Annotated in this window: 20 protein-coding genes and 1 tRNA gene; 16 read left to right on the top strand and 5 right to left on the bottom strand. The window is 51.4% G+C overall.

Going from position 1 to position 21,976, the window contains the following annotated elements:
- The first annotated feature begins 81 nt into the window (after positions 1 to 81).
- From JWZ98_RS16805 to greA, 4 genes are all read left to right on the top strand, one after another.
- The gene (locus tag JWZ98_RS16805) at positions 82 to 522 is read left to right on the top strand and encodes a periplasmic heavy metal sensor (protein WP_205451101.1); all 441 of its coding nucleotides are present in this window, start codon (positions 82 to 84) and stop codon (positions 520 to 522) included.
- Between the two features lie 244 nt (positions 523 to 766).
- Positions 767 to 1,900, top strand: a complete 1,134-nt coding sequence (carA, locus tag JWZ98_RS16800; protein WP_205451098.1) for a glutamine-hydrolyzing carbamoyl-phosphate synthase small subunit — start codon at positions 767 to 769, stop codon at positions 1,898 to 1,900.
- Between the two features lie 17 nt (positions 1,901 to 1,917).
- Positions 1,918 to 5,133, top strand: coding sequence for a carbamoyl-phosphate synthase large subunit (gene carB / locus JWZ98_RS16795; protein WP_205451093.1), 3,216 nt, complete (start codon positions 1,918 to 1,920; stop codon positions 5,131 to 5,133).
- Positions 5,134 to 5,166: 33 nt separating this feature from the next.
- The gene (greA, locus tag JWZ98_RS16790) at positions 5,167 to 5,643 is read left to right on the top strand and encodes a transcription elongation factor GreA (protein WP_020485125.1); all 477 of its coding nucleotides are present in this window, start codon (positions 5,167 to 5,169) and stop codon (positions 5,641 to 5,643) included.
- A gap of 41 nt (positions 5,644 to 5,684) precedes the next feature.
- On the opposite strand, the gene yhbY is transcribed toward greA, so the two are convergent.
- A complete protein-coding gene (yhbY, locus tag JWZ98_RS16785; RefSeq protein WP_205451089.1) occupies positions 5,685 to 5,951 on the bottom strand; it encodes a ribosome assembly RNA-binding protein YhbY in 267 nt (88 codons plus the stop codon).
- A 50-nt stretch (positions 5,952 to 6,001) separates the two neighbouring features.
- Here yhbY and rlmE point away from each other — a divergent pair, with 50 nt between their 5' ends.
- The 6 genes from rlmE (at position 6,002) to JWZ98_RS16755 (ending at position 11,396) form a co-directional block, all read left to right on the top strand.
- Positions 6,002 to 6,619: a 23S rRNA (uridine(2552)-2'-O)-methyltransferase RlmE gene (gene rlmE / locus JWZ98_RS16780; RefSeq protein WP_205451081.1), complete on the top strand. Its 618-nt coding sequence runs from the start codon at positions 6,002 to 6,004 to the stop codon at positions 6,617 to 6,619.
- A 120-nt stretch (positions 6,620 to 6,739) separates the two neighbouring features.
- A complete protein-coding gene (ftsH, locus tag JWZ98_RS16775) occupies positions 6,740 to 8,659 on the top strand; it encodes an ATP-dependent zinc metalloprotease FtsH (RefSeq protein WP_205451079.1) in 1,920 nt (639 codons plus the stop codon).
- 71 nt (positions 8,660 to 8,730) lie between these two features.
- Positions 8,731 to 10,071, top strand: coding sequence for a phosphoglucosamine mutase (glmM, locus tag JWZ98_RS16770; protein ID WP_033155614.1), 1,341 nt, complete (start codon positions 8,731 to 8,733; stop codon positions 10,069 to 10,071).
- Between the two features lie 54 nt (positions 10,072 to 10,125).
- Positions 10,126 to 10,872, top strand: a complete 747-nt coding sequence (gene tpiA, locus JWZ98_RS16765; protein WP_205451076.1) for a triose-phosphate isomerase — start codon at positions 10,126 to 10,128, stop codon at positions 10,870 to 10,872.
- Between the two features lie 21 nt (positions 10,873 to 10,893).
- Complete coding sequence (secG, locus tag JWZ98_RS16760; protein ID WP_171696150.1) at positions 10,894 to 11,295, top strand: preprotein translocase subunit SecG; 402 nt, start codon at positions 10,894 to 10,896, stop codon at positions 11,293 to 11,295.
- 16 nt (positions 11,296 to 11,311) lie between these two features.
- Positions 11,312 to 11,396, top strand: a tRNA-Leu gene (locus JWZ98_RS16755).
- Between the two features lie 117 nt (positions 11,397 to 11,513).
- Here JWZ98_RS16755 and JWZ98_RS23250 read toward each other — a convergent pair.
- A complete protein-coding gene (locus JWZ98_RS23250) occupies positions 11,514 to 11,834 on the bottom strand; it encodes a hypothetical protein (protein ID WP_240348048.1) in 321 nt (106 codons plus the stop codon).
- A 24-nt stretch (positions 11,835 to 11,858) separates the two neighbouring features.
- Here JWZ98_RS23250 and JWZ98_RS23245 point away from each other — a divergent pair, with 24 nt between their 5' ends.
- The gene (locus JWZ98_RS23245) at positions 11,859 to 12,254 is read left to right on the top strand and encodes a site-specific integrase (RefSeq protein WP_346015178.1); all 396 of its coding nucleotides are present in this window, start codon (positions 11,859 to 11,861) and stop codon (positions 12,252 to 12,254) included.
- 99 nt (positions 12,255 to 12,353) lie between these two features.
- Here the strand turns inward: JWZ98_RS23245 and JWZ98_RS16745 are convergent, their stop codons facing one another.
- The gene (locus tag JWZ98_RS16745; protein ID WP_033155605.1) at positions 12,354 to 12,749 is read right to left on the bottom strand and encodes a type II toxin-antitoxin system HicB family antitoxin; all 396 of its coding nucleotides are present in this window, start codon (positions 12,747 to 12,749) and stop codon (positions 12,354 to 12,356) included.
- A complete protein-coding gene (locus JWZ98_RS16740) occupies positions 12,746 to 12,931 on the bottom strand; it encodes a type II toxin-antitoxin system HicA family toxin (RefSeq protein ID WP_171696149.1) in 186 nt (61 codons plus the stop codon). Before JWZ98_RS16740 ends, JWZ98_RS16745 begins: the two co-directional genes overlap by 4 nt.
- A gap of 615 nt (positions 12,932 to 13,546) precedes the next feature.
- Here JWZ98_RS16740 and JWZ98_RS16735 point away from each other — a divergent pair.
- From JWZ98_RS16735 to JWZ98_RS16715, 5 genes are all read left to right on the top strand, one after another.
- Positions 13,547 to 15,910: a DEAD/DEAH box helicase family protein gene (locus JWZ98_RS16735; RefSeq protein WP_205451075.1), complete on the top strand. Its 2,364-nt coding sequence runs from the start codon at positions 13,547 to 13,549 to the stop codon at positions 15,908 to 15,910.
- A gap of 102 nt (positions 15,911 to 16,012) precedes the next feature.
- A complete protein-coding gene (locus JWZ98_RS16730) occupies positions 16,013 to 17,602 on the top strand; it encodes a class I SAM-dependent DNA methyltransferase (RefSeq protein WP_240348046.1) in 1,590 nt (529 codons plus the stop codon).
- Positions 17,603 to 17,608: 6 nt separating this feature from the next.
- Complete coding sequence (locus JWZ98_RS16725) at positions 17,609 to 18,139, top strand: endonuclease domain-containing protein (RefSeq protein ID WP_205451072.1); 531 nt, start codon at positions 17,609 to 17,611, stop codon at positions 18,137 to 18,139.
- A complete protein-coding gene (locus JWZ98_RS16720; RefSeq protein ID WP_205451071.1) occupies positions 18,136 to 20,049 on the top strand; it encodes a restriction endonuclease subunit S in 1,914 nt (637 codons plus the stop codon). The genes JWZ98_RS16725 and JWZ98_RS16720 overlap by 4 nt, the downstream gene beginning before the upstream one ends.
- A gap of 520 nt (positions 20,050 to 20,569) precedes the next feature.
- Entirely contained in the window at positions 20,570 to 20,788 is a 219-nt protein-coding gene (locus JWZ98_RS16715; RefSeq protein ID WP_205451064.1) for a bacteriocin, read from the top strand.
- A 149-nt stretch (positions 20,789 to 20,937) separates the two neighbouring features.
- Here the strand turns inward: JWZ98_RS16715 and JWZ98_RS16710 are convergent, their stop codons facing one another.
- Complete coding sequence (locus JWZ98_RS16710; RefSeq protein ID WP_205451063.1) at positions 20,938 to 21,780, bottom strand: PEP-CTERM sorting domain-containing protein; 843 nt, start codon at positions 21,778 to 21,780, stop codon at positions 20,938 to 20,940.
- Positions 21,781 to 21,976: the final 196 nt, after the last annotated feature.

Below are 21,976 nucleotides of genomic sequence, written 5' to 3'. Positions count from 1 at the left end.
AACCTCTGATTTGAAATACTGGCTACGACGAAATTGAACAGGTTTTGTCCTTGGATTTATCATCGTTTTGTGGAGAGTGTTATGAAAAAATTAGTGTTAGTGCTTGGCTTGTTACCCCTAACTGCAATGGCTGAGCCGCCGCACGGCGGGCACCATGGCGGCGGCAAACCGCCGATGCATAGGTTTGGCGAAGCGGACGGCGAGCAACATTTGCCGAGATTTTTAAAAAATCTTGATCTCAGCGAAAAGCAGGAAGCGGATATCAAGAATTTAATGAAAACCCGAATTGGTGACGGCCAGGCCCGATTTAAAGACGAGCATGCGCTACGAGCCGAATTGCACGCTTTGAGCTTTTCCGCGGATTACAATGAGGAACAGGCCAAAGCGTTGCTTGAGAAATCCGCAGCGATGCATCAGCAGATGGCCTTGGAAAAATCCAAGCTCGATCATGAGGTGTTTATGTTGTTAACGGCGGCGCAGCAAGAAAAACTGCAAGCCGAAATCGGCAAATTCGAACATTGACTGAACCTGTTGTCCTTACACAGCCCGGTGCAGTGGCTGCTGGCGCCCGGCCAATCCGGATAAGGCGGAATTGGCAATAAATACAGCGCCTTTGTGAAACAGCGGAATCTCGGTGACGCACCAAGTTAGAAAATTGTTAATGACCAAACAGCCATAATTTCGTAAAATCACCTAAGTTTTTATCTATCAGGAACGGGATGAATCGCAAGATTTATCCCGTTTTCTACATCTAAGGTGGCCAATCTTGAACAAACCTGCATTACTGGTACTAGAAGACGGGACGGTGTTTCACGGCATTTCGATAGGTGCCGACGGCTGTTCCGTGGGAGAAGTGGTTTTTAACACGGCACTGACCGGCTATCAGGAAATTCTCAGCGATCCGTCGTACGCACGGCAAATCGTCACATTGACTTATCCGCACATCGGCAATGTCGGTACTAATCCTGAAGACGACGAATCTGTCAAAGTGTTTGCCAGCGGCCTGGTGATACGGGATTTGCCTTTGCTGGCCAGCAGCTGGCGTAACGCGAAAACCCTGCCCGAATATTTGCGCGAGCACAACGTGGTGGCGATTGCCGACATCGACACCCGCAAATTAACCCGCTTGTTACGCGACAAAGGCGCGCAACGCGGTTGCATCATGGCCGGCGAATCCGTTGATTTAGACGCTGCGAAACAGGCCATCGAAGGCTTCCCAGGCCTGAAAGGCATGGATCTGGCGAAGGAAGTGACTACCGCGCAAGCCTATGTCTGGACCGAAAACGTCTGGAAGCTGGGCGAAGGTCATCAACAAGCGCCTGATTTGACCAAGCATGTAGTGGCTTACGATTTCGGTATCAAGCGCAATATCCTGCGTTTGTTGGCCAACCGCGGCTGCAAGGTCACGGTCGTTCCGGCCAAAACGCCCGCCGCCGAAGTGTTATCAATGAATCCTGACGGTGTTTTCCTATCCAATGGCCCCGGCGATCCGGAGCCTTGCACCTATGCCATCGAAGCGATCAAAACCATCCTGGATAAAAAAGTGCCGGTGTTCGGTATTTGTTTGGGCCATCAGTTATTGGCTTTAGCCAGCGGCGCGAAAACCGAGAAAATGAAATTCGGCCATCACGGTGCCAACCATCCGGTGCAAGAACTGGCAACCGGCCGGGTGATGATCAGCAGCCAAAACCACGGTTTTGCCGCCAGCGCCGACTCTTTGCCCGCCAATCTGAAAGCGACCTATGTGTCGCTGTTCGACGGTAGTCTGCAAGGTATCGCCCGCACCGACGTGCCGGCCTTCAGCTTTCAGGGGCATCCGGAAGCCAGTCCCGGCCCGCAAGATGTCGAGTCCTTGTTCGACGATTTCATCGATTTGATGAACCAGCCTCGTTCCGCTTAAGTTTTATACAGAGTGATATGCCAAAAAGAACCGACATAAAATCGATTTTATTACTGGGCGCAGGACCGATTGTCATCGGTCAGGCTTGCGAGTTCGACTATTCCGGCACCCAGGCTTGCAAAGCGCTACGGGAAGAGGGATACCGGGTGATTCTGGTCAACTCCAATCCGGCGACGATCATGACCGACCCGGATATGGCCGATGCAATTTACATCGAGCCTATCGACTGGCAGACCGTTGAGAAAATCATCGAAAAAGAACGTCCCGACGCCATCCTGCCGACGATGGGCGGCCAGACCGCGCTGAACTGCGCGTTGGCGTTGGACAAACACGGCGTATTGGCGAAATACGGCGTGGAAATGATAGGCGCGACCAAAGAAGCGATTAATATGGCCGAGGATCGTGCACTGTTCAATGAAGCGATGGCGCGCATTGGTTTGGAAGTGTCCAGAGCCAAAGTCGCACACAGCATGGAAGAAGCGTTTGCCGCACAGGAAGAAGTGGGATACCCCACCGTGATTCGCCCCTCGTTCACGATGGGCGGCAGCGGCGGCGGTATTGCCTATAACCGCGAAGAGTTCATCGAGATTTGCGAGCGCGGCCTGTATTTGTCGCCGACCAGCGAGCTATTGATCGAAGAATCCATTTTGGGCTGGAAAGAGTTTGAAATGGAAGTGGTGCGGGATTCCAAAGACAATTGCATCATTATCTGCTCGATCGAAAATTTCGATCCTATGGGCGTGCACACCGGCGATTCGATCACCGTAGCCCCGGCGCAAACTCTGACCGACAAGGAATATCAAATTCTGCGTAACGCTTCCTTGGCGGTATTGCGGGAAATCGGCGTGGATACCGGCGGTTCCAACGTACAGTTTGCCATCAATCCCGACACCGGCCGCTTGATTGTCATCGAAATGAACCCCAGGGTGTCGCGTTCATCGGCGCTGGCCTCTAAAGCCACTGGTTTTCCAATTGCCAAAGTCGCGGCCAAATTGGCTGTGGGCTATACGCTGGATGAATTGCGTAACGAAATTACCGGCGGCGCTACGCCTGCGTCGTTCGAGCCGTCCATCGATTACGTGGTTACCAAGGTGCCGCGCTTTGCCTTCGAAAAATTCCCGCAAGCTAATGACAGGCTGACCACGCAAATGAAGTCGGTCGGCGAGGTGATGGCGATTGGCCGCACCTTCCAGGAATCTTTGCAAAAAGCTTTGCGTGGCTTGGAAGTGGGTGTCGATGGTCTGGATGAAATTGCCGATTTGAACGATGCTAATAGCGAAGACACCATTCTCAAAGAACTACGCTATCCCGGCCCGCAACGCCTCTGGTATTTGGCGGATGCATTCCGTAGTGGTTTGAGTTTTGCGGATATTCATCAGGCGTCGAAAATTGATCCGTGGTTTCTGGCGCAAGTCGAGGATCTGATTAATACCGAAAAAACCTTGTCCACCAAAACCCTGGCGACCCTGGAGCCGGGCGAGTTGTTGCGGCTGAAGCGTAAAGGCTTCTCTGATAGACGCCTCGCGAAACTGTTGGAAACCAAGGAATCGGAAGTGCGTAGCGTCCGCCACAAAAAAGGCGTGCGCCCGGTATACAAGCGCATCGATTCTTGCGCGGCGGAGTTTGCTTCCGATACGGCTTATCTGTATTCGACTTACGAACAGGAATGCGAGGCTAATCCGTCCGACAAGGAAAAAATCATCATCCTTGGCGGTGGCCCGAACCGGATCGGTCAGGGTATAGAGTTCGATTACTGCTGCGTACATGCGGCCTTGGCGTTGCGCGAAGATGGTTACGAAACCATCATGGTCAACTGTAACCCGGAAACCGTTTCTACCGACTTCGATACGTCCGACCGTTTGTACTTCGAGCCTTTGACGCTGGAAGATGTGTTGGAAATTATCGAATTGGAAAAACCCAAAGGCGTCATCGTCCAGTACGGCGGGCAAACACCGTTGAAACTGGCTAGGGCCTTGGAAGCTGCTGGTGCGCCGATTATCGGCACTTCGCCGGACTCTATCGACTTGGCTGAAGATCGCGAGCGTTTTCAGAAATTGCTGGAGCGTTTGAATCTGTTGCAACCACCCAATGCCACTGCACGTTCGGTCGAGCAAGCCGTTAATTCGGCTCGCGAACTCGGTTATCCCTTGGTCGTGCGCCCATCCTATGTGTTGGGTGGTCGGGCGATGGAGATCGTGTTCAACGAAGAAGGGCTGCGCCGCTACATGAAAGAAGCGGTCAGCGTTTCCAACGATTCGCCCGTATTGCTGGATAGATTTCTGGACGATGCGGTGGAAATGGACGTTGATGCGATTTACGACGGCGAGACAGTGCTGATTGGTGGCTTGATGGAACATATCGAGCAAGCCGGTGTGCATTCCGGTGACTCTGCGTGTTCGTTGCCGCCTTATGACTTGCCGGCACATATGCAGGATCAGCTGCGTGCACAAGTCGCGAAAATGGCCGAAGCGCTGGGTGTACGCGGTCTGATGAATACTCAGTTTGCGATTCAAGGCGAAACCATCTATGTACTGGAAGTCAATCCGCGGGCCTCGCGAACCGCGCCGTTTGTCTCCAAAGCCACCGGTTATCCGCTGGCGAAAATCGCCGCGCGGGTGATGGTCGGTAAATCCTTGCAAGAGCAGGGCATTACCGAAGAGCGTATTCCCGAATATTTCTCGGTGAAAGAGGCGGTGTTCCCGTTCATTAAGTTCCCCGGCGTTGATCCGCTGTTGGGACCAGAAATGAAATCGACCGGTGAAGTCATGGGCGTCGGTAAGACCTTCGGCGAAGCGTTTGCCAAATCGCAACGCGCGTGTGGTGTGGATTTGAGTCACAGCGGCAAGGTGTTGATCAGTATCCGTGATGCCGACAAACCTAAGCTGCCGGAACTGGCCAAAATGCTGATCGACAAAAATTACGAGATTGTGGCCACTCGCGGTACTGCCAAGGTATTGAAAGAAGCCGGTATTCCTTGCAAGGAAATCTTCAAGGTCAACGAAGGTCGGCCCAATACCGTGGATATGATTAAAAACGGCGAGGTGCAGTTGATCGTTAACACGACCGAAGGCGTTAAAGCCGTGGCCGATTCGTTTACCATGCGCCGTGAAGCCTTGCAGCGCAAAGTGACCTATTACACGACGATGGCGGGTGCGCGTGCCGCGTGTTATGCCTTGGGCGAACTCGATGCCGGCGACGTGAATTGCCTGCAAGACTTGCATAAAACATTTTAACGGATGAATTTGAATTCAAAAGGGGAGCAGTAAATGCAAAAATTTCCACTGACAGTGGTGGGTGCCAATAAATTGCGCGCCGAATTGGAAGAACTTAAAACTGTGGTTAGACCGCGCATCATTCAGGCCATCTCTGAGGCGCGCGCCCACGGCGATTTAAAAGAAAATGCCGAGTACCACGCGGCGCGCGAACAGCAAAGCTTTGCCGAAGGCCGCATCGCTGAAATCGAAGGCAAGTTATCCAACGCCAATATCATTGATGTGACAAAAACCGAAGCCAACGGCAAGGTCGTGTTCGGGGCGACAGTGGAAATCGAAGATCTCGATTCCGGCAAGACAGTGACCTATCAGATCGTCGGCGAAGACGAAGCCAACATCAAGGAAGGCCGCATTTCGGTGGGTTCGCCGATTGCCAGAGCATTAATAGGCAAGGAAGTTGAAGACGTGGTGACGGTAAAAGCGCCGGGCGGCAATATCGAATACGAGATTCTCTCGGTCCAATATATTTAAGTTGATTGGTAATGGGGAGGAGGCATGCCTCCCCATTGAGTTTATTTCTTGGGGTTCAAACGATAAATAACGGCTATTTGACCAATAGATTGCACCAGTTCCGCCTTGGTTTGCGCGCAGATTTGTTCTCTAATAGCCGCGCGCTCGTCTCTTTCTGCGCGAATTTTGACTTTGATCAGCTCGTGAGCGTCCAACGCTACATTAATTTCTTTGATAACTGCTTCGGTCAAGCCTGCCTGGCCGATAATCACCACCGGATTGAGCGGGTGAGCTTCAGCTTTCAGCTTTTTCTTTTGAATAGGATTCACTCTGTTTCCTTAAACTTTAAAAACCCAGCAATTTTACACGAATAGAAAATATGGCACGCAGCAAAAGTAGCCAGCAGTGGATGCAGGAACATTTCCAAGACGAGTATGTCAAGAAAGCGCAGGCCATGGGCTACCGCTCTCGTGCCGTGTTCAAGCTGATAGAAATCCAAGAAAAAGACAAAATCATAAAACCTGGTATTAATATAGTTGACCTAGGCGCTGCACCGGGCGGATGGTCCGAATATGTCAGCAAAATCGTCGGTAAAAAAAATAAGGTGATTGCGTTGGATTTGTTGGCTATCGATCCTATTGACGGCGTGGATTTTATTCAAGGCGATTTCCGGGAAGACGACGTGCTGGAGCAGCTATATAAAGTGCTTGATGGCGAACCGGTTCACTTGTTATTGTCGGATATGGCCCCCAATATGAGTGGTAGCCGGGAAATGGATCAGCCGCGGGCGATTTACTTGGGCGAATTGGCTCTGGATGCCGCGCAACATATATTGGCTAAGGGTGGGACGTTTTTGATCAAGATGTTTCAGGGCGCCGGATTTGATGAATACTATAATCAAGTGCGTCAGCAGTTCAGCAGTGTGGTGATTAGAAAGCCGAAAGCTTCGCGGCCCAGAAGTAACGAAGTGTATATTTTGGCGAAAGGTTTTAAATAAAACTGCGAAAGTCGCCGTTCATAGGGCTATGATGGCGGTGGGATGCGAGTAGTCCTGATACAATTACTCGGTTTTTAAATTTTGAGGCCATTCCAGGCCGGAGCGCGTAACTTGAGCGATATGATTAAAAATTTAATTTTGTGGGTGGTCATCGCCGTAGTGTTGATGGCTGTATTCAACAGTTTCGGGTCGCGGGCGATTCGTAGCGACGCGACTTTTTCGTACTCGCAATTGATCGACGCTGTCAAAGCTGGACAAGTTCAGCAGGTTGCGATCTCCGATAATACTGTCAAAGGCAAAATGGTCTCCGGCGATAAGTTTAAGACTTATATGCCTAACGATCCGCATTTGATCGACGATCTGTTGGCTAATGGTGTGGAAATATCCGTTCAGCCTCCCGAAGAGCCGTCCATGCTGATGCAAATCTTCGTGTCATTCGGTCCGATTTTGTTGCTGATCGCGGTTTGGGTATTCTTCATGCGCCAAATGCAAGGCGGCGGCGTCGGTGGTCGCGGCGGTGCGATGGGCTTTGGTAAAAGTAAGGCGCGGATGCTGGATCAGGATCAAAACAAGGTGACGTTTGCCGACGTGGCAGGTTGCGACGAGGCTAAAGAAGAGGTCGAAGAAATGGTCGACTTCCTTAAAGACCCGTCAAAATACCAAAAACTGGGTGGTAAAGTACCGCGCGGTGCCTTGATGGTGGGGCCTCCGGGTACCGGTAAAACTTTGTTGGCCAGAGCGATAGCCGGCGAAGCCAAAGTGCCGTTCTTCACTATTTCCGGTTCGGATTTTGTGGAAATGTTCGTCGGTGTCGGCGCCTCACGGGTGCGTGATATGTTTGAACAAGCTAAAAAGCACGCGCCTTGCATTATCTTCATTGATGAGATCGATGCGGTTGGCCGTTCACGCGGTGCCGGCTTAGGTGGTGGTAACGACGAGCGCGAACAAACCTTGAACCAATTGCTGGTTGAAATGGACGGCTTCGAAGGTCACGAAGGTATTATCGTTATCGCCGCAACCAACCGTTCCGACGTGTTGGATAAAGCGTTGTTGCGTCCAGGTCGTTTCGACCGTCAAGTGGTGGTTGGCTTGCCTGACGTGAGGGGCCGGGAACAAATTCTTAATGTGCATTTGAAAAAAGTCCCTGCGGCGGATGACGTCAAAATCAAATATATCGCCCAAGGTACGCCAGGATTTTCCGGTGCTGACTTAGCTAACTTGGTTAACGAAGCGGCCTTGTTCGCCGCGCGCTACAACAAGCGTTTAGTCAGCATGGTGGACTTGGAAAAAGCCAAGGACAAACTGATCATGGGGGCGGAAAGACGTTCCATGGTGATGGACGAGAAAGAAAAGAAAATGACCGCGTATCACGAAGCCGGTCACGCTATAGTCGGTCGCTTGGTGCCTGAACACGATCCTGTCTACAAAGTCAGCATCATGCCGCGTGGCCGTGCGTTGGGTGTAACCATGTTCTTGCCTGAGCGCGATCAATATAGCGCTAGCAAACGTAAACTCGATAGCATGATTTCCAGCTTGTACGGCGGCCGGATTGCCGAGGAATTGATTTTTGGCTGGGAACAAGTGTCCACCGGTGCTTCCAACGACATCGAACGTGCTACCGAGTTGGCCAGAAACATGGTGACCAAATGGGGTTTGTCGCAACGTCTTGGTCCTTTGGCGTACAGCGAAGAAGAAGGCGAAATTTTCTTGGGCCGCTCTGTAACTCAGCATAAATCTGTCGCCGAAGAAACTTCTCACACTATCGACGAAGAAATCCGGTCTATCATTGACAGAAATTACGAAAGAGCGGAAACGATTCTGAAGGAAAATGAAGATATTCTGCATGCAATGGCAGACGCTTTGATGAAATACGAAACCATCGATAAATATCAGATCGATGATTTGATGGAAAGAAAACCGGTAAGAGAGCCAAAAGGTTGGGAGGACGATACGCCGTCTTCCAGTGGTGGCATCAAAAATGATCATTGGGATCAAAAAGATACCGACCCATCAATCGGAGGCGCAGCCGAGCAAGGCTGATGCTGTAACGGCAAAAGCGAGAGAGGCTCCGGCCTCTCTTTTTTTTGGGATTTAGTTAAGAGAATTTGAGTATGGCAAAAAAATATTTTGGCACTGACGGTATCCGCGGCAAAGTCGGTGAGTACCCCATTACTGCCGACTTCATGCTAAAACTGGGCTGGGCGACAGGCAGAGTCTTTGCCAAGGAAGGCAGTGGTTTCGTGTTGGTGGGCAAGGACACGCGCATTTCCGGCTATATGTTCGAATCAGCGTTGGAAGCGGGGTTGTCGGCGGCGGGTGTGGATACCCGTTTATTGGGGCCTATGCCCACGCCTGGTATTGCCTATTTGACTCGGACTTTAAGAGCGAAAGCCGGCATTGTCATCAGTGCTTCTCACAATCCTTACTATGACAACGGTATCAAGTTTTTCTCGGTGGACGGCGCCAAATTGCCGGATGACGTAGAGCATCAGATCGAACAATATTTGGATGCGCCGATGACTACGGTGGAATCGGCAAAATTGGGTAAAGCCAAACGGGTCAGCGATGCCGCCGGCCGCTACATCGAATTTTGCAAAGCAACCGTGCCGCCGCATTTGGATTTTAAAGGCATGCGGATTGTTATCGATTGTGCCAACGGTGCGACGTACCACATCGCACCGCATGTATTTAGTGAAGTGGGCGCCGAAGTTGTCACCATCGGTGCCGACCCGGACGGTTTGAACATTAACGACGAATGCGGTGCTACCAAGCCGGAAAATCTGGCTGCCAAAGTGCTGGAATTCCGCGCCGATCTGGGAATAGCGCTGGATGGCGACGGCGACCGGATTATCATGGTCGATCACAAAGGTGAAATTGTCGATGGCGACGAGTTGATTTACATCATTGCTAAATCTCGCCTGGAAGAAGGCAAGCTGTTCGGGCCCGTGATTGGCACGCTGATGTCTAATCTTGGCATGGAGCATGCGCTGAAAGCCGTCGGCGTGCCTCTGCTGCGCGCCAAAGTAGGCGACCGCTATGTGATGGAAATGTTATCTGAGCACAAAGGTATGCTCGGTGGCGAAGGCTCCGGACATATTATCTGTCTGGATAAAACCACCACGGGCGATGGTATTGTTTCCGCCTTACAAGTGTTGGCGGAAATGCAACGTACTGGCAAAAGCCTGAACGAGCTTAAATCCGGTATGAGCAAATACCCGCAAGTGCTGATTAACGTCAAAACCGATAAAAAAGTCAAAATCGAAGAGATCGACAGCATCAAAAAAGCCGTGGACGCAGTAGAGAAAAAACTGGGTGAACGAGGTAGAGTGTTGCTGCGATCCTCCGGCACCGAGCCATTGATCCGAGTGATGGTGGAAGGTGTAGATCAAGACGAGGTGGTCAAGTTTGCCAACCAACTGGCGGCCGATGTCAAGAAAGCTATTCCGGCTTGAACTAAAAGGCTTAACTCGATATTATATGCGGTCTTATTTAGCTCGGAGGATGTAATGCGTCGGTCTTTGATTATGGGTAACTGGAAAATGAACGGCTCTCGGGAAGATGGGCAAAAACTTGCTCAAGCTTTGGCTGATGGTCTAGGTGACGTTCAGCAGGAAGTCGCGGTTTGCGTTCCATTCGTCTATTTGTCAGATATTCGTAGCGTATTGGCGGCATCCCCCATCGCATTGGGCGCACAAAATGTTGCCGACCAAGCTTCCGGTGCTTATACCGGGGAAGTGTCTGCGGCAATGCTGAGCGAAGTCGGTTGCAAATATGCCTTAGTCGGCCATTCCGAGCGTCGCAGCTACTACGGCGATACCAACGAGTCGGTTGCCAAACGTTTTTGCCAAGCCTTGAGCAAAGGTGTGGTGCCCGTGCTGTGCGTTGGCGAAACACTGGAAGAGCGTGAACAAGACAGAACCTTCCAAGTCGTTGACGAGCAATTGGACGCAGTGATTGCCGCCGCGGGCATCGAAGCGTTCGAAACAGCTGTGATTGCCTACGAACCTGTTTGGGCTATCGGCACCGGCAAAGTGGCGACCGACGAGCAAGCGCAAGAAGTACACAAGTACATTCGCCAACGGATTGCCGATAGAAATCCGGTAATCGCGGAAAAAGTACAAATTTTATACGGCGGTAGCGTCAAGCCAGATAACGCAAAAGGCTTGTTTGCGATGCCGGACATTGATGGTGGTTTGGTTGGGGGCGCATCGCTGGATGCAAAAGGCTTCCTGCAGATTTGCCATTCGGTTTAGTCTCATCCGATTAAGGTCTTTATGTTGTACCAAATTATAATAATTATTCACATCTTCCTGGGTATAGGCATCGTTGGCTTGGTCCTGATGCAACAAGGAAAAGGCGCGGATGCCGGCGCGACTTTTGGCGGTGGCGCATCCGGTTCAGTATTCGGCGCTCAAGGTTCTGCTTCATTTTTGTCCAGAACCACGGCTATTTTCGCCACATTGTTTTTTATTACCAGCTTAGGCTTGGCCGTCTTAAGCGGCTATCAAGGTAAAAAAACCGACGTCATATTGGATTCGACACCTGCTGCTGAACCCGTTAAGTCTGATGTACCGTTAACGCAAGGCATGCCGGCAGACGGCAGCTTGCCGATCCAGGATGCGACTTTGCCTGCAGCGCCGGCTATCAAAGAAGTCGAAAAGCCAGCGGCAAAATAAGTTAGCAACAAATAAAGCCGACGTGGTGAAATTGGTAGACACGCCATCTTGAGGGGGTGGTGACGCAAGTCGTGGCGGTTCAAGTCCGCCCGTCGGTACCATTTGAGAATGCACGGAAGTGCAAAGAAGTGCAAAAACCCGCGAATCTTCTGGGCTCGCGGGTTTTTTATTGTCCAGCGACATATACAACTAAAAATATTACTTTTTTGCTACCGAGCCTATAGTGCCTGAAAAAAGGTAACAAAATGACGGTTAAGGAATAAGCCAATCAAGGAAGTCAAATCATCTGAAATATTGGCAGTGCTAAAGCCGATGTTGATAAACGGCAGCTTGAAACGGCCCACCGCCTCCACGCTGAAATCAGTTCGATCTTTGCTTATGCGATTGTCCACAACTTTACCGACTACGACCCGGCGCAATCCGTCGCCAAACAGATACCTGCGCAAAAGGTTAAACACCGAGTTGCAATCATCGACCCAAAACTTGTGGCGCAATTGCTCAGGGATATAAGAAACTATCAGGGAACCTTTGTTGTGCAATCGGCGTTCAGGCTTTCGCCTCTAATGTTTCAACGGCCCGGCGAAATCCGACAAATGCTTTGGGCTGATGTTGACCTAATGGTGCGGGAATGGCGGCCCTATGTGTCTAAAACAGACTTTCATCATATCGTGCCGCTATCAAACCAAGCTATTGACATACTGGAAGCCGTCCAACCGCTCACGGGTGGCGGCCAGTATGTCTTTCCGTCAAGTCGGGGCGATGGACGGCGAATGTCGGATAACACTATCAGAACGGCACATAAATCGTTAGGTTGTGATTCAGACGTAATGACAGCACACGGCTTCAGAACCACGGCATCAACCCTGCTAAATGAACAAGGTTGGTCACCCGATGCTATTGAACGACAATTGGCTCAGACTCCATTTGACCAGGTAAGGGCTGCCTATAATCGATGGTAATACCTAGAAGAGCGGCGGCGGATGTAGAGCTGGGTTGATTACCTTGATAGCTTGACGGCCGGGGCTCAAGTGATACCGTTTCGAAAACAAGGATAAGGCTTAACGCATCGCCTGCCGCGCGGCTTGAGCCAAGAACCCGGAACGGGTCGCGCCATGAGCTTTGGCGTATTCGTCAATACGAGTCAGCAACAGCTTAGGCAATGTAATATTGATCTTCTCGGCGGGGCCTAAATACCGTTCTACCGGCACTTCTACGATAGACCACACCCATCCGGCAAATTCTGGGTTTGCTTGGTGTTCCGCTAGCGTTTTGCCGGGTGGAATCATTGCACCATCTTCGATAACTGTTTCGCACCATAGATCAATGGCTTCTTTCGCGTTTTCGAATGCCTCGTCCAGGGTGTCGCCTGCCGAAAAGCAACCCGGCAAATCGGGCACCACTACGCCAAAAGCATGATCCTCATCACCTGGTTCTATCGCAACAAAAAATCTCATACCTTCAACTCCGCTTGTTTTAACAGCTTGTTTACCAACCCTTTGCCTAAATCGCTCTTTGGATGCGGCACCGTCAAATGCCCCGGCTTAACCGGGTGAACAAAGATGTGATGACTGCCTTTAACGCTACGCAGCGTCCACCCATCATCTTCAAGTAGCTTGATTAGTTGCCTGCTATTCATGGTGTGTATTATAACCACCATGGGGTGGCTGACAAGTCGGCGCTCCCTTTGGTATTGGAATCTTCTTGGGATGTAATGAATCACTAATCATCGATTTCTAAGTCACTCGATTTCAAAGGGCCGCCGGATTACATGGCGGGCTGTAAGTCATCGCATATTGACTCAAGAAACGGATCAAACGTATCGATATCGTGCAGCACATTGAAATCATCTTCCAATTTGCGGCCACCAAGACTTTCTGCCGGGTTTTCACAAAGGCCATACTACACAGCGAGCTTTTTAGCAGTGGATAATGCGCTAATCGCACCTCGCAGTTGCTCTAAAGCCCATAATTCGTGAAAGCGTGAATTTAGAATGCCGAAGTTAGAGTCGTCCAAGCGAGCGATGAAGGCAATTGCGTGGCTTGGCAAAACCGTTGATTGTTTCCATGTGAATAGCCTATGCTTTGCCACTGCCTCTAGCGCGCAGCCACACACAGCACGTCGTAGGGATTTTAAGATAATATTCAGCGCTTCAGACTAAGCCAAACTTGAGGTTGTAGTTTTAGTTACAGGGATGTTTTCATCAGCGGCGAGTCAGGACTTATTCAAAGGTTTACAAGGATTTTTCCCGGAAATGAATAACAAAAAAAACCTCAGCGAACGTGACATCTGCAGCAAATTTATCACGCCGGCCCTAACGGCCGCCGGCTGGGATTTGCTCAGCCAGATTCGGGAAGAAGTCGGTTTCACCAAAGGCCGCATTATCGTGCGCGGCAAACTGCATACGCGCGGTGAACAAAAACGCGCGGATTACATCCTCTACCATCAAGCGAATATGCCGCTGGCCGTCATCGAGGCCAAGGTCAACAGCCTCAGCGTGGGTGCAGGTATGCAGCAAGCGCTGCACTACGCCGAAACTCTCAGCGTGCCGTTCGTATTCAGTTCCAATGGCGACGGCTTTCTGATGCATGACCGCACCGGCTTGTCCGACAAGACTGAGCAATGGCTGGCGCTGGACGCATTCCCGTCGCCGGCCGAACTGTGGCAGCGTTATTGCCGATGGAAAGGTTTGGAGACAGACGCCGCTCGTCACACTGTGGAAATGCCGTACTACGATGACGGCACCGGTCGCTCGCCGCGTTATTATCAAGCCAATGCCATCAACCGCACGGTTGAAGCGGTAGCAAAACAACAGCAGCGCATCTTGCTGGTGATGGCGACCGGCACCGGTAAAACCTACACCGCATTCCAGATCATCTGGCGCCTATGGAAATCCGGCGCGAAAAAGCGCATCCTGTTTTTAGCCGACCGTAATATCTTGGTGGATCAAACCAAAAACAACGACTTCAAACCGTTTGCCGCGGCGATGACCAAAATCAGCAAGAGGCAGGTCGATAAAAGTTACGAGATTTACCTGTCTCTATATCAAGCCGTCACCGGCAGCGAAGAAGCGCAAAATATCTACAAACAATTCTCTCCCGACTTTTTTGATTTGATTGTCATCGACGAATGCCATCGTGGCAGCGCCGCAGAAGACTCGGCCTGGCGCGACATTCTGGCCTATTTTTCCTCGGCTACCCATATCGGCTTAACCGCCACGCCCAAAGAAACCAAAGACGTATCCAGTATTTTTTACTTCGGCGAACCGGTTTATACCTACAGCCTCAAACAAGGTATCGAAGATGGCTTTTTGGCGCCCTACAAAGTGGTGCGCATCGACATCGACAAAGATCTGCAAGGTTGGCGACCCAGCAAAGGTCAAACCGACAAAAATGGCCAACTGATAGAAGACCGGGTTTACAACCAGATTGATATGGATCGCATCCTGGTACTGGAAAAACGCACCGAACTGGTCGCTAAGAAAATCACCGAGTTTCTGACTGCCACTGATCCTTACGCCAAAACCATCGTGTTTTGCGATGACATCGACCACGCCGAGCGCATGCGCCAAGCCTTGGTTAACCTGAACCCGGAGCGAATCAAGGAAAGCCGCAAATACGTCATGCGCATTACCGGCGATGAACTCGAAGGCAAAGCCGAATTGGATAACTTCATCAATCCCGAAGAGCGTTACCCGGTCATTGCCACCACCTCGAAACTGATGACGACCGGCGTGGATGCGCAAACCTGCAAACTGGTGGTGCTGGATCAGCATATTAAATCGATGACCGAGTTCAAGCAGATCATCGGTCGCGGCACCCGTATCAATGAGGATTACGACAAATACTGGTTCACCATCATGGACTTCAAAAAAGCCACCGAGCTGTTTGCCGACCAGGATTTCGATGGCGAGCCGGTGATGATTTACGCGCCCGAAGGCGAAGCATCCCCCGTGCCGCCTGACGACAATCCCGGCGCTGAAACCGATCATCCCGATTCAGAAACTACCGGAAATACCGGCGATGCCACTGCAGACGAGGGCGACGATGAGCCACGCGGTCGAGTAAAATACGTGCTCGGCGATGTCAGCGTCTATGTGATTGCCGAACGTGTGCAGTATTACGGCCCGGAAGGCAAACTGATCACAGAATCGCTCAAGGACTACACGCGCTCCACCGTGCGCAAGGATTATGCCTCGCTCGATGACTTCCTGCGCCGCTGGACTAAAGCCGAACGCAAAGCCGCCATCCTGCAAGAACTGGAACAACACGGCCTGTTGCTGGAACCATTGGCTGATGAAGTGGGCAAGGATTTCGACGCCTTCGATCTCATCTGCCACGTCGCCTTTGACCAACCGCCGCTCACTCGTCGCGAGCGCGCCGAGCAGGTTAAAAAGCGCAACTACTTTGCCAAATACGGCGAGCAGGCTCGCCAGGTGCTGGAAACCCTGCTGGAAAAATACGCCGATACCGGCATAGAAAACATTGAAGACATCAAAATCCTCACCCTGGACCCGTTCAAAAACATGGGTTCCGCCAGTGAACTGGTCTCGGCCTTTGGCGGCAAGCCGGCCTACCTGGCCGCATTGCAAGAATTAGAAGCCCATCTGTATGCGTAAACTCCGGTTTTTATAATTTCTGTAGTCGATTCGCGTGGGCAGAAAAACTTGTCCACCCACCCTTTGAATATCCCTCTTAACAGACATGATAAGCCCCCATTTATGAGCATTTCCGCCACCATTAAATCCATCCAAGACATCATGCGCAAAGATGTGGGTGTCGATGGCGACGCCCAGCGCCTCAGTCAATTGGTGTGGATGTTGTTTTTAAAAATCTTTGACGACCGCGAAACCGAATGGGAGATATTGCAAGACAACTATCAATCGCCGTTGCCGGAGCCTTATCGCTGGCGTAACTGGGCGGCCAATGCCGAAGGCATGACCGGCGATGCGCTGAAATCGTTCCTGGATAACGAGCTGTTCCCCTCCTTGCAGCAACTGCCGGCCAAGGGCGGCGACCAGCGCGCCTACGTCATCCGTTCAGTGTTTGAGGACGCCTACAACTACATGAAATCCGGCCAGTTGATCCGGCAAGTCATCAACAAAATTCAGGAAGGCGTCGATTTCAACAAAGCCCAGGAACGGCATTTGTTCGGCGATATGTACGAGCAATTGCTGCGCGATTTACAGTCCGCGGGCAATGCCGGCGAATTTTACACCCCGCGCGCAGTCACCGAATTCATGGTGCGCATGGTCAACCCGCGCCTGGGTGAAAAAGTCATGGACCCGGCCTGCGGCACCGGCGGGTTTCTGTCCTGCGCCATCGAACACATCCGCAAACAGGACGTGAAAACCGTCGATGACGAAGCCCAACTGCAAGCCAGCATCTTCGGTATCGAGAAAAAGCCGCTGCCGCATTTGCTCTGCACCACCAACATGATCCTGCACGGCATGGATGTCCCCAGCAATATCCGCCACGACAACACCCTGGCCAGGCCGCTCATCAGCTGGACGCCCAAAGACCGCGTCGATGTCATCGTCACCAACCCGCCGTTTGGCGGCATGGAAGAAGACGGTATCGAAACCAATTTTCCAGCCAGCTTTCGGACTCGCGAAACCGCCGACCTGTTTTTAGTGCTGATCATGCAACTGCTTAAGCCCGGTGGCCGCGCCGCGCTGGTATTGCCGGACGGTTTTCTGTTTGGCGAAGGCATCAAAACCCGCATCAAGGAAAAACTGCTGGCAGAATGCAACCTGCACACCATCGTCCGCCTACCCAACGGCGTATTTGCCCCGTACACCGGCATCAAAACCAATTTGCTGTTTTTCAGCAAAGGCACGCCCACCCAAAACATCTGGTTTTACGAACACCCCTATCCGCCCGGCGTCAAAAGCTACAACAAAACCAAGCCGATGAAGATCGAAGAGTTTGCGGCGGAGGCCGCCTGGTGGGGCAGCGAAGCGGATGGTTTCAGTCAGCGCGTGGAAAACCCGCAAGCCTGGCAAGTCAGCCTGGCAGACATCCAAGCCCGCAACTACAACCTGGATTGCAAAAACCCGCACGTCGGCGAGCAGGAAATCCACGACCCCGAACTGCTGCTGGCCCAATACCAAACCATGCAAGCCGACATTGCCGCCTTGCGCGGGCAATTGAAAGGTATTTTGGATGCAGCTTTAAATCCCCCCCAGCCCCCCTTTTTCAAAGGGGTGAGCAAGAACTCAACTTCTAACAAAATGGTGGAAAACCAAAAGTTCCCAGCTTTGAACGAAGGAGAGAACCCAAAGTCCGCTGCTTTGAAAAATGAGAGCTAGGGGATTATGAAATCATACAATCCAACCTTAAAACCATTTTCCCGCAACTTGCGCAGCAACATGACCGATGCTGAACAGTTGCTGTGGTCAAAATTACGGCGCAAGCAAATATTGGGCTTGCCGTTTTATCGCCAAAAACCTTTGGCAAATTACATCGTCGATTTTTATTGTGCAGCCGCTAATCTCGTCATTGAATTGGATGGTTCGCAGCATTTCCAAGCGGAGCACCAAGTTAAGGATGCAGAAAGGGATCGGGTGTTGGAATCAATGGGTATCGTCGTGTTGCGGTTTGATAACCGCCAGGTATTGACGGAATTGGATGCTGTGATGAGCGTTGTTTTTAGTACCGTTCAAAAGCAAATCCCCCCCAGCCCCCCTTTTGCAAAGGGGGGAGTTATTGCGTCATCATCAACGTCTGTTTTTGACAAAGAGCAGCTGGATGCCGAAGCAGCACAGGCACAGATGACACCACGGACAACACCCCCTTTGAAAAAGGGGGGGCAGGGGGGATTTTCAAAAAAGGGTACTTCAACATGAGCGCCATTCACGAATTACTGACCGAACACCTGGACCTCTGGACCGCTGCCGACACCGCGAAAAAGTCAGGCCGGGGCCGTGGTGCCGGGACGGCGGCCGGTGTTTATGGCATTAAGAAATTGCGCGAGCTGATTTTGGAGCTGGCCGTGCGCGGCAAACTGGTGCCGCAAGATGCTAACGACGAGCCGGCCAGTGAATTGCTGAAACGGATACAGGCGGAAAAGGCCAAGTTGATTGCGGAAGGCAAGATCAAGAACAGCAAATCCCCCCTAACCCCCCTTTTGCAAAGGGGGGGATCAAATTCAACGGCAGTCACAGCAACGACATCAACGTCAACTTCAAATCCTCCCCCCTTTGCAAAAGGGGGGCCGGGGGGGATTTCTGATGAACAGCAGCCGTTTGAATTGCCGCAGGGGTGGGAGTGGGTGAGGCTTGGCGAAGTTTGTTCTTACATTCAGCGCGGCAAAGGCCCTGTTTATACCGATAAATCTGACTACTCGGTTATATCCCAAAAATGCGTTAGGTGGACTGGGCTTGATCTTTCCCAAGCACGATTTATCGATTCAGACTCGATACATAAATACGAAGCCATAAGGATGCTTTGCGAGGGAGATGTTTTATGGAATTCCACCGGAACAGGCACTATCGGGCGCGCATGTGTTATCCCTGAGTTGGAACATAAGCCAATTCTCGTTGCAGACTCTCATGTGACGGTAATCAGACCGATCGCCTTTTTGAGTGTTTTTTTATGGCGATGGATTCAAAGTCCTTCCGTCCAGTCCAAGATAGAAAGTGCCGCCTCGGGAACGACCAATCAAATTGAATTAAATACCTCTACAGTTATTTCACATCCATTTCCATTGCCACCCCTCGCCGAACAACACCGCATCGTCGCCAAAGTCGATGAGCTAATGGCGCTGTGTGACCAACTGGAAACCCAGCATAACAACGCCGCAGAAGCCCACGAAAAACTGGTTAGCCACTTGCTCGGCACGCTCACGCAATCGCAAAAAACAGTTTCCCCCCTTTGTAAAAGGGGGGCTGGGGGGGATTTAGACTGGCAGCGCATCGCCGCGCATTTCGACACCTTGTTCACCACCCAAGCCAGCATTGATGCCCTCAAGCAAACCCTGTTGCAACTGGCGGTAATGGGCAAACTGGAACCGCAAAACCCAAACGACGAATCTGTGGATGAGTCGCTCGCACTAATTCAATCTGAGCGCGCTTTCTTAATAAAAACTGGTCGTATTAGGAAGGAGAAACCGCTTACACAAGTCTCTCTCGACAATATTCCATTTCAGATTCCAGATGATTGGCGATGGAAGAAAATCGGAGATACAGCTCTCTTTACAGAATACGGAATATCACTGCAAACATTTGATACCGAAAACGGTGTTCCGGTATTAAAGATGGGAGACATTCAGAATGGACAAGTACTCCTGGGTGGTCAGAAGAAGGTACCGGAGCTAATTGATGAGCTCCCTGCACTCTACCTAGATAAGTACGACCTTCTATATAACCGCACTAATAGTGCAGACCTGGTTGGCAAGACGGGCATTTATCTTGGTAATGATTTTGAATATACCTTTGCTTCCTACCTTATTCGGATACGATTTTCCAAAATATCGTCGAATCCTGAGTATTTTAATTTGGCGATGAACGCACCATTTTTCCGCGATACACAGATAAGTCCATGTATAACACAGCAGTGCGGACAGGCTAATGTAAACGGTACAATGCTGAAGAATATGATTGTTCCTATCCCACCTCTCGCCGAACAACACCGCATAGTCGCCAAAGTCGAAGAACTAATGGCCCTCTGCGACCAACTAAAAGCCCGCCTCGCCGCCGCTAATCAGTTGCAGCAAAAGCTGGCGGATGGGATGGTTGAGCGGGCCATCATGTCGTGATGTATTGCTCAACGCCTGAATAGAAAGCCGCCTTTAATCATTTTTCCGAGCGTTTATATCTATGGGCCGTAGCTATATCGTCCGCTGAGCCGGCCTGTGCTGGGTGCAGCCGATGTGGCCGGTGTACAAGACACCCGGCGCGCTGCTCATGAACCATGCCGTATTCCCCAACAAAACCTAAAGGCGCGTGATTGCTGATGCTGTGGATTATTGCGTCCGGCTGTCGGTAATTTGCCACAGATGTAAGGGCTGGCGGCTTGTAAAGTGCTTATGCCGGCAAACAGCAAGGGTTTGCGACCCGACCTATCAATGGTCGCCGTCGGTCAGATTGCAATAGGCATTGCTTTTTGGCTCCGGCCAGCAAACGGAGGCGCTGGCCAAGAGCATCTGCGATTTGAATAGGTGTGCCCAAAACGGCATGCGGATGAACGCTTTGTTTAAACACGGATCGGTTCAAGTCGCGGTTTGGAACCACCTTTTAGCGGTGGGAATTTATTGATATTTCAAAGGAGCCAGTCAAATGAACACGCAAGTAAATCAAAATTTTAGGGTTCTGAATACGGAAGAACTGCAACAGGTAGCCGGCGGTTGGTGCGGTACGACTTACCCCGGTTTCTGGAAAGGGCCAAAACCCGGTCCGCTGCCCGACTTGTTTAGTGGCGCGGTCAGCAAGCTATCCATGGTCAGTTTGAACCCGCAACCGTTGCCACCCGCTGAAATCGGCTTTTTCGCGCAGTAAGCGCTTAAGCTTAGAAGAGCCGGCCCCGTGCCGGCTTTTTTACGTGGCGGCAAGTAAATAAAGGCTGAGTTACCGGCCTAGAAAAAAACCATGCCGCCAACAACTTGTTTGCTAACGGCATGGCAGGTAGGAGGGGAGTGCTGGAAGAGTTACGCGCCGGCTGTTTTGCGTTTACCCAAGCCCATAACGCCCAGGATGCCGCTTAGAAACAGCCAGGTGGCAGCGGGCAGCGGTACGGCGGCAACGCCGGATACCGAGAAGGCTTGGTTAAACGTGGTGCCGCCGACGATGTCGGTGCCGATTCTCAGCCAGTCCGGGTCCAGGTTGCCGTCGCGTATCCAGGATTGCAAATCCGGCGTGAACGGGCCGCTGCCGCCGACTATTGGTTTAGCAGCCGACAACCAGAGGAAATTGCCGTTTTTCAATTCCACCTGCGGCACGAAAAAGTAATGGTCGGCTGCCAAGGAGATGGCGTCGTTAAAATTAATGTCAAATCTTACTTCCTGCCCGGAAACAGCGCCTTCGCCGCCGGTGGTTTGGTTGGGCAGCGGATGAATGCCGTTGATTACCGAGTTGCCGGCCAAGGCGTTGCTGTTTAGTAATGTGACGCTGTAGCTCAAGGAGTTGTCAGCCGATTCGCGGCCCAAAAACGCCACATCCGAAGGCGAGTTGACGCGGGTAGGCACGCGGCCGGAGGGCGGGTTCACGGAATCCTTACCAAATACCCGGTAAATTTCCACATTCACATTGGCGATGTCACTCAGGGTGGCGCCGTTGGCGAGCAAACCGGTGAACGTGGCCTGATTTAATTGGGTGTGTTGCGTTAATACAAAGTCGTCCGCTGATTCTATTTCCCGACTGGTGCCGCCGGCTTGCGCGCCGGTGGCGATTCGGTAATCCGGGCCGCCGGTGCTGAACGAGAAGGCTGAGGCGTCGGCGTTGGCGGCGAACAAGGTGGAAACGGCCAAAAGGGGGATTAATTTGCTTTGCATGTCGGTACTCCTAAAAGGGTTAAATTGCTGAGAATTGGTCTCGGATAAAGAAACTGCTGGCAGCTTCTGTCTCTAACAATGCGAGTAGCGTGCCAAGAAAGTTTTTTATAAATAATCGTTTAAAATCATTTGTTTAAGATTTTGTTTTTCCGTGTTTGTGCCGGCGAGTGGGTGCGACGAAAGTTGCAGCAAAGGT

It is taken from the genome of Methylomonas sp. EFPC1 (assembly GCF_016925515.1).
GTDB lineage: Bacteria > Pseudomonadota > Gammaproteobacteria > Methylococcales > Methylomonadaceae > Methylomonas > Methylomonas defluvii.
This window is presented reverse-complemented; position numbering and strand designations above follow the sequence as displayed.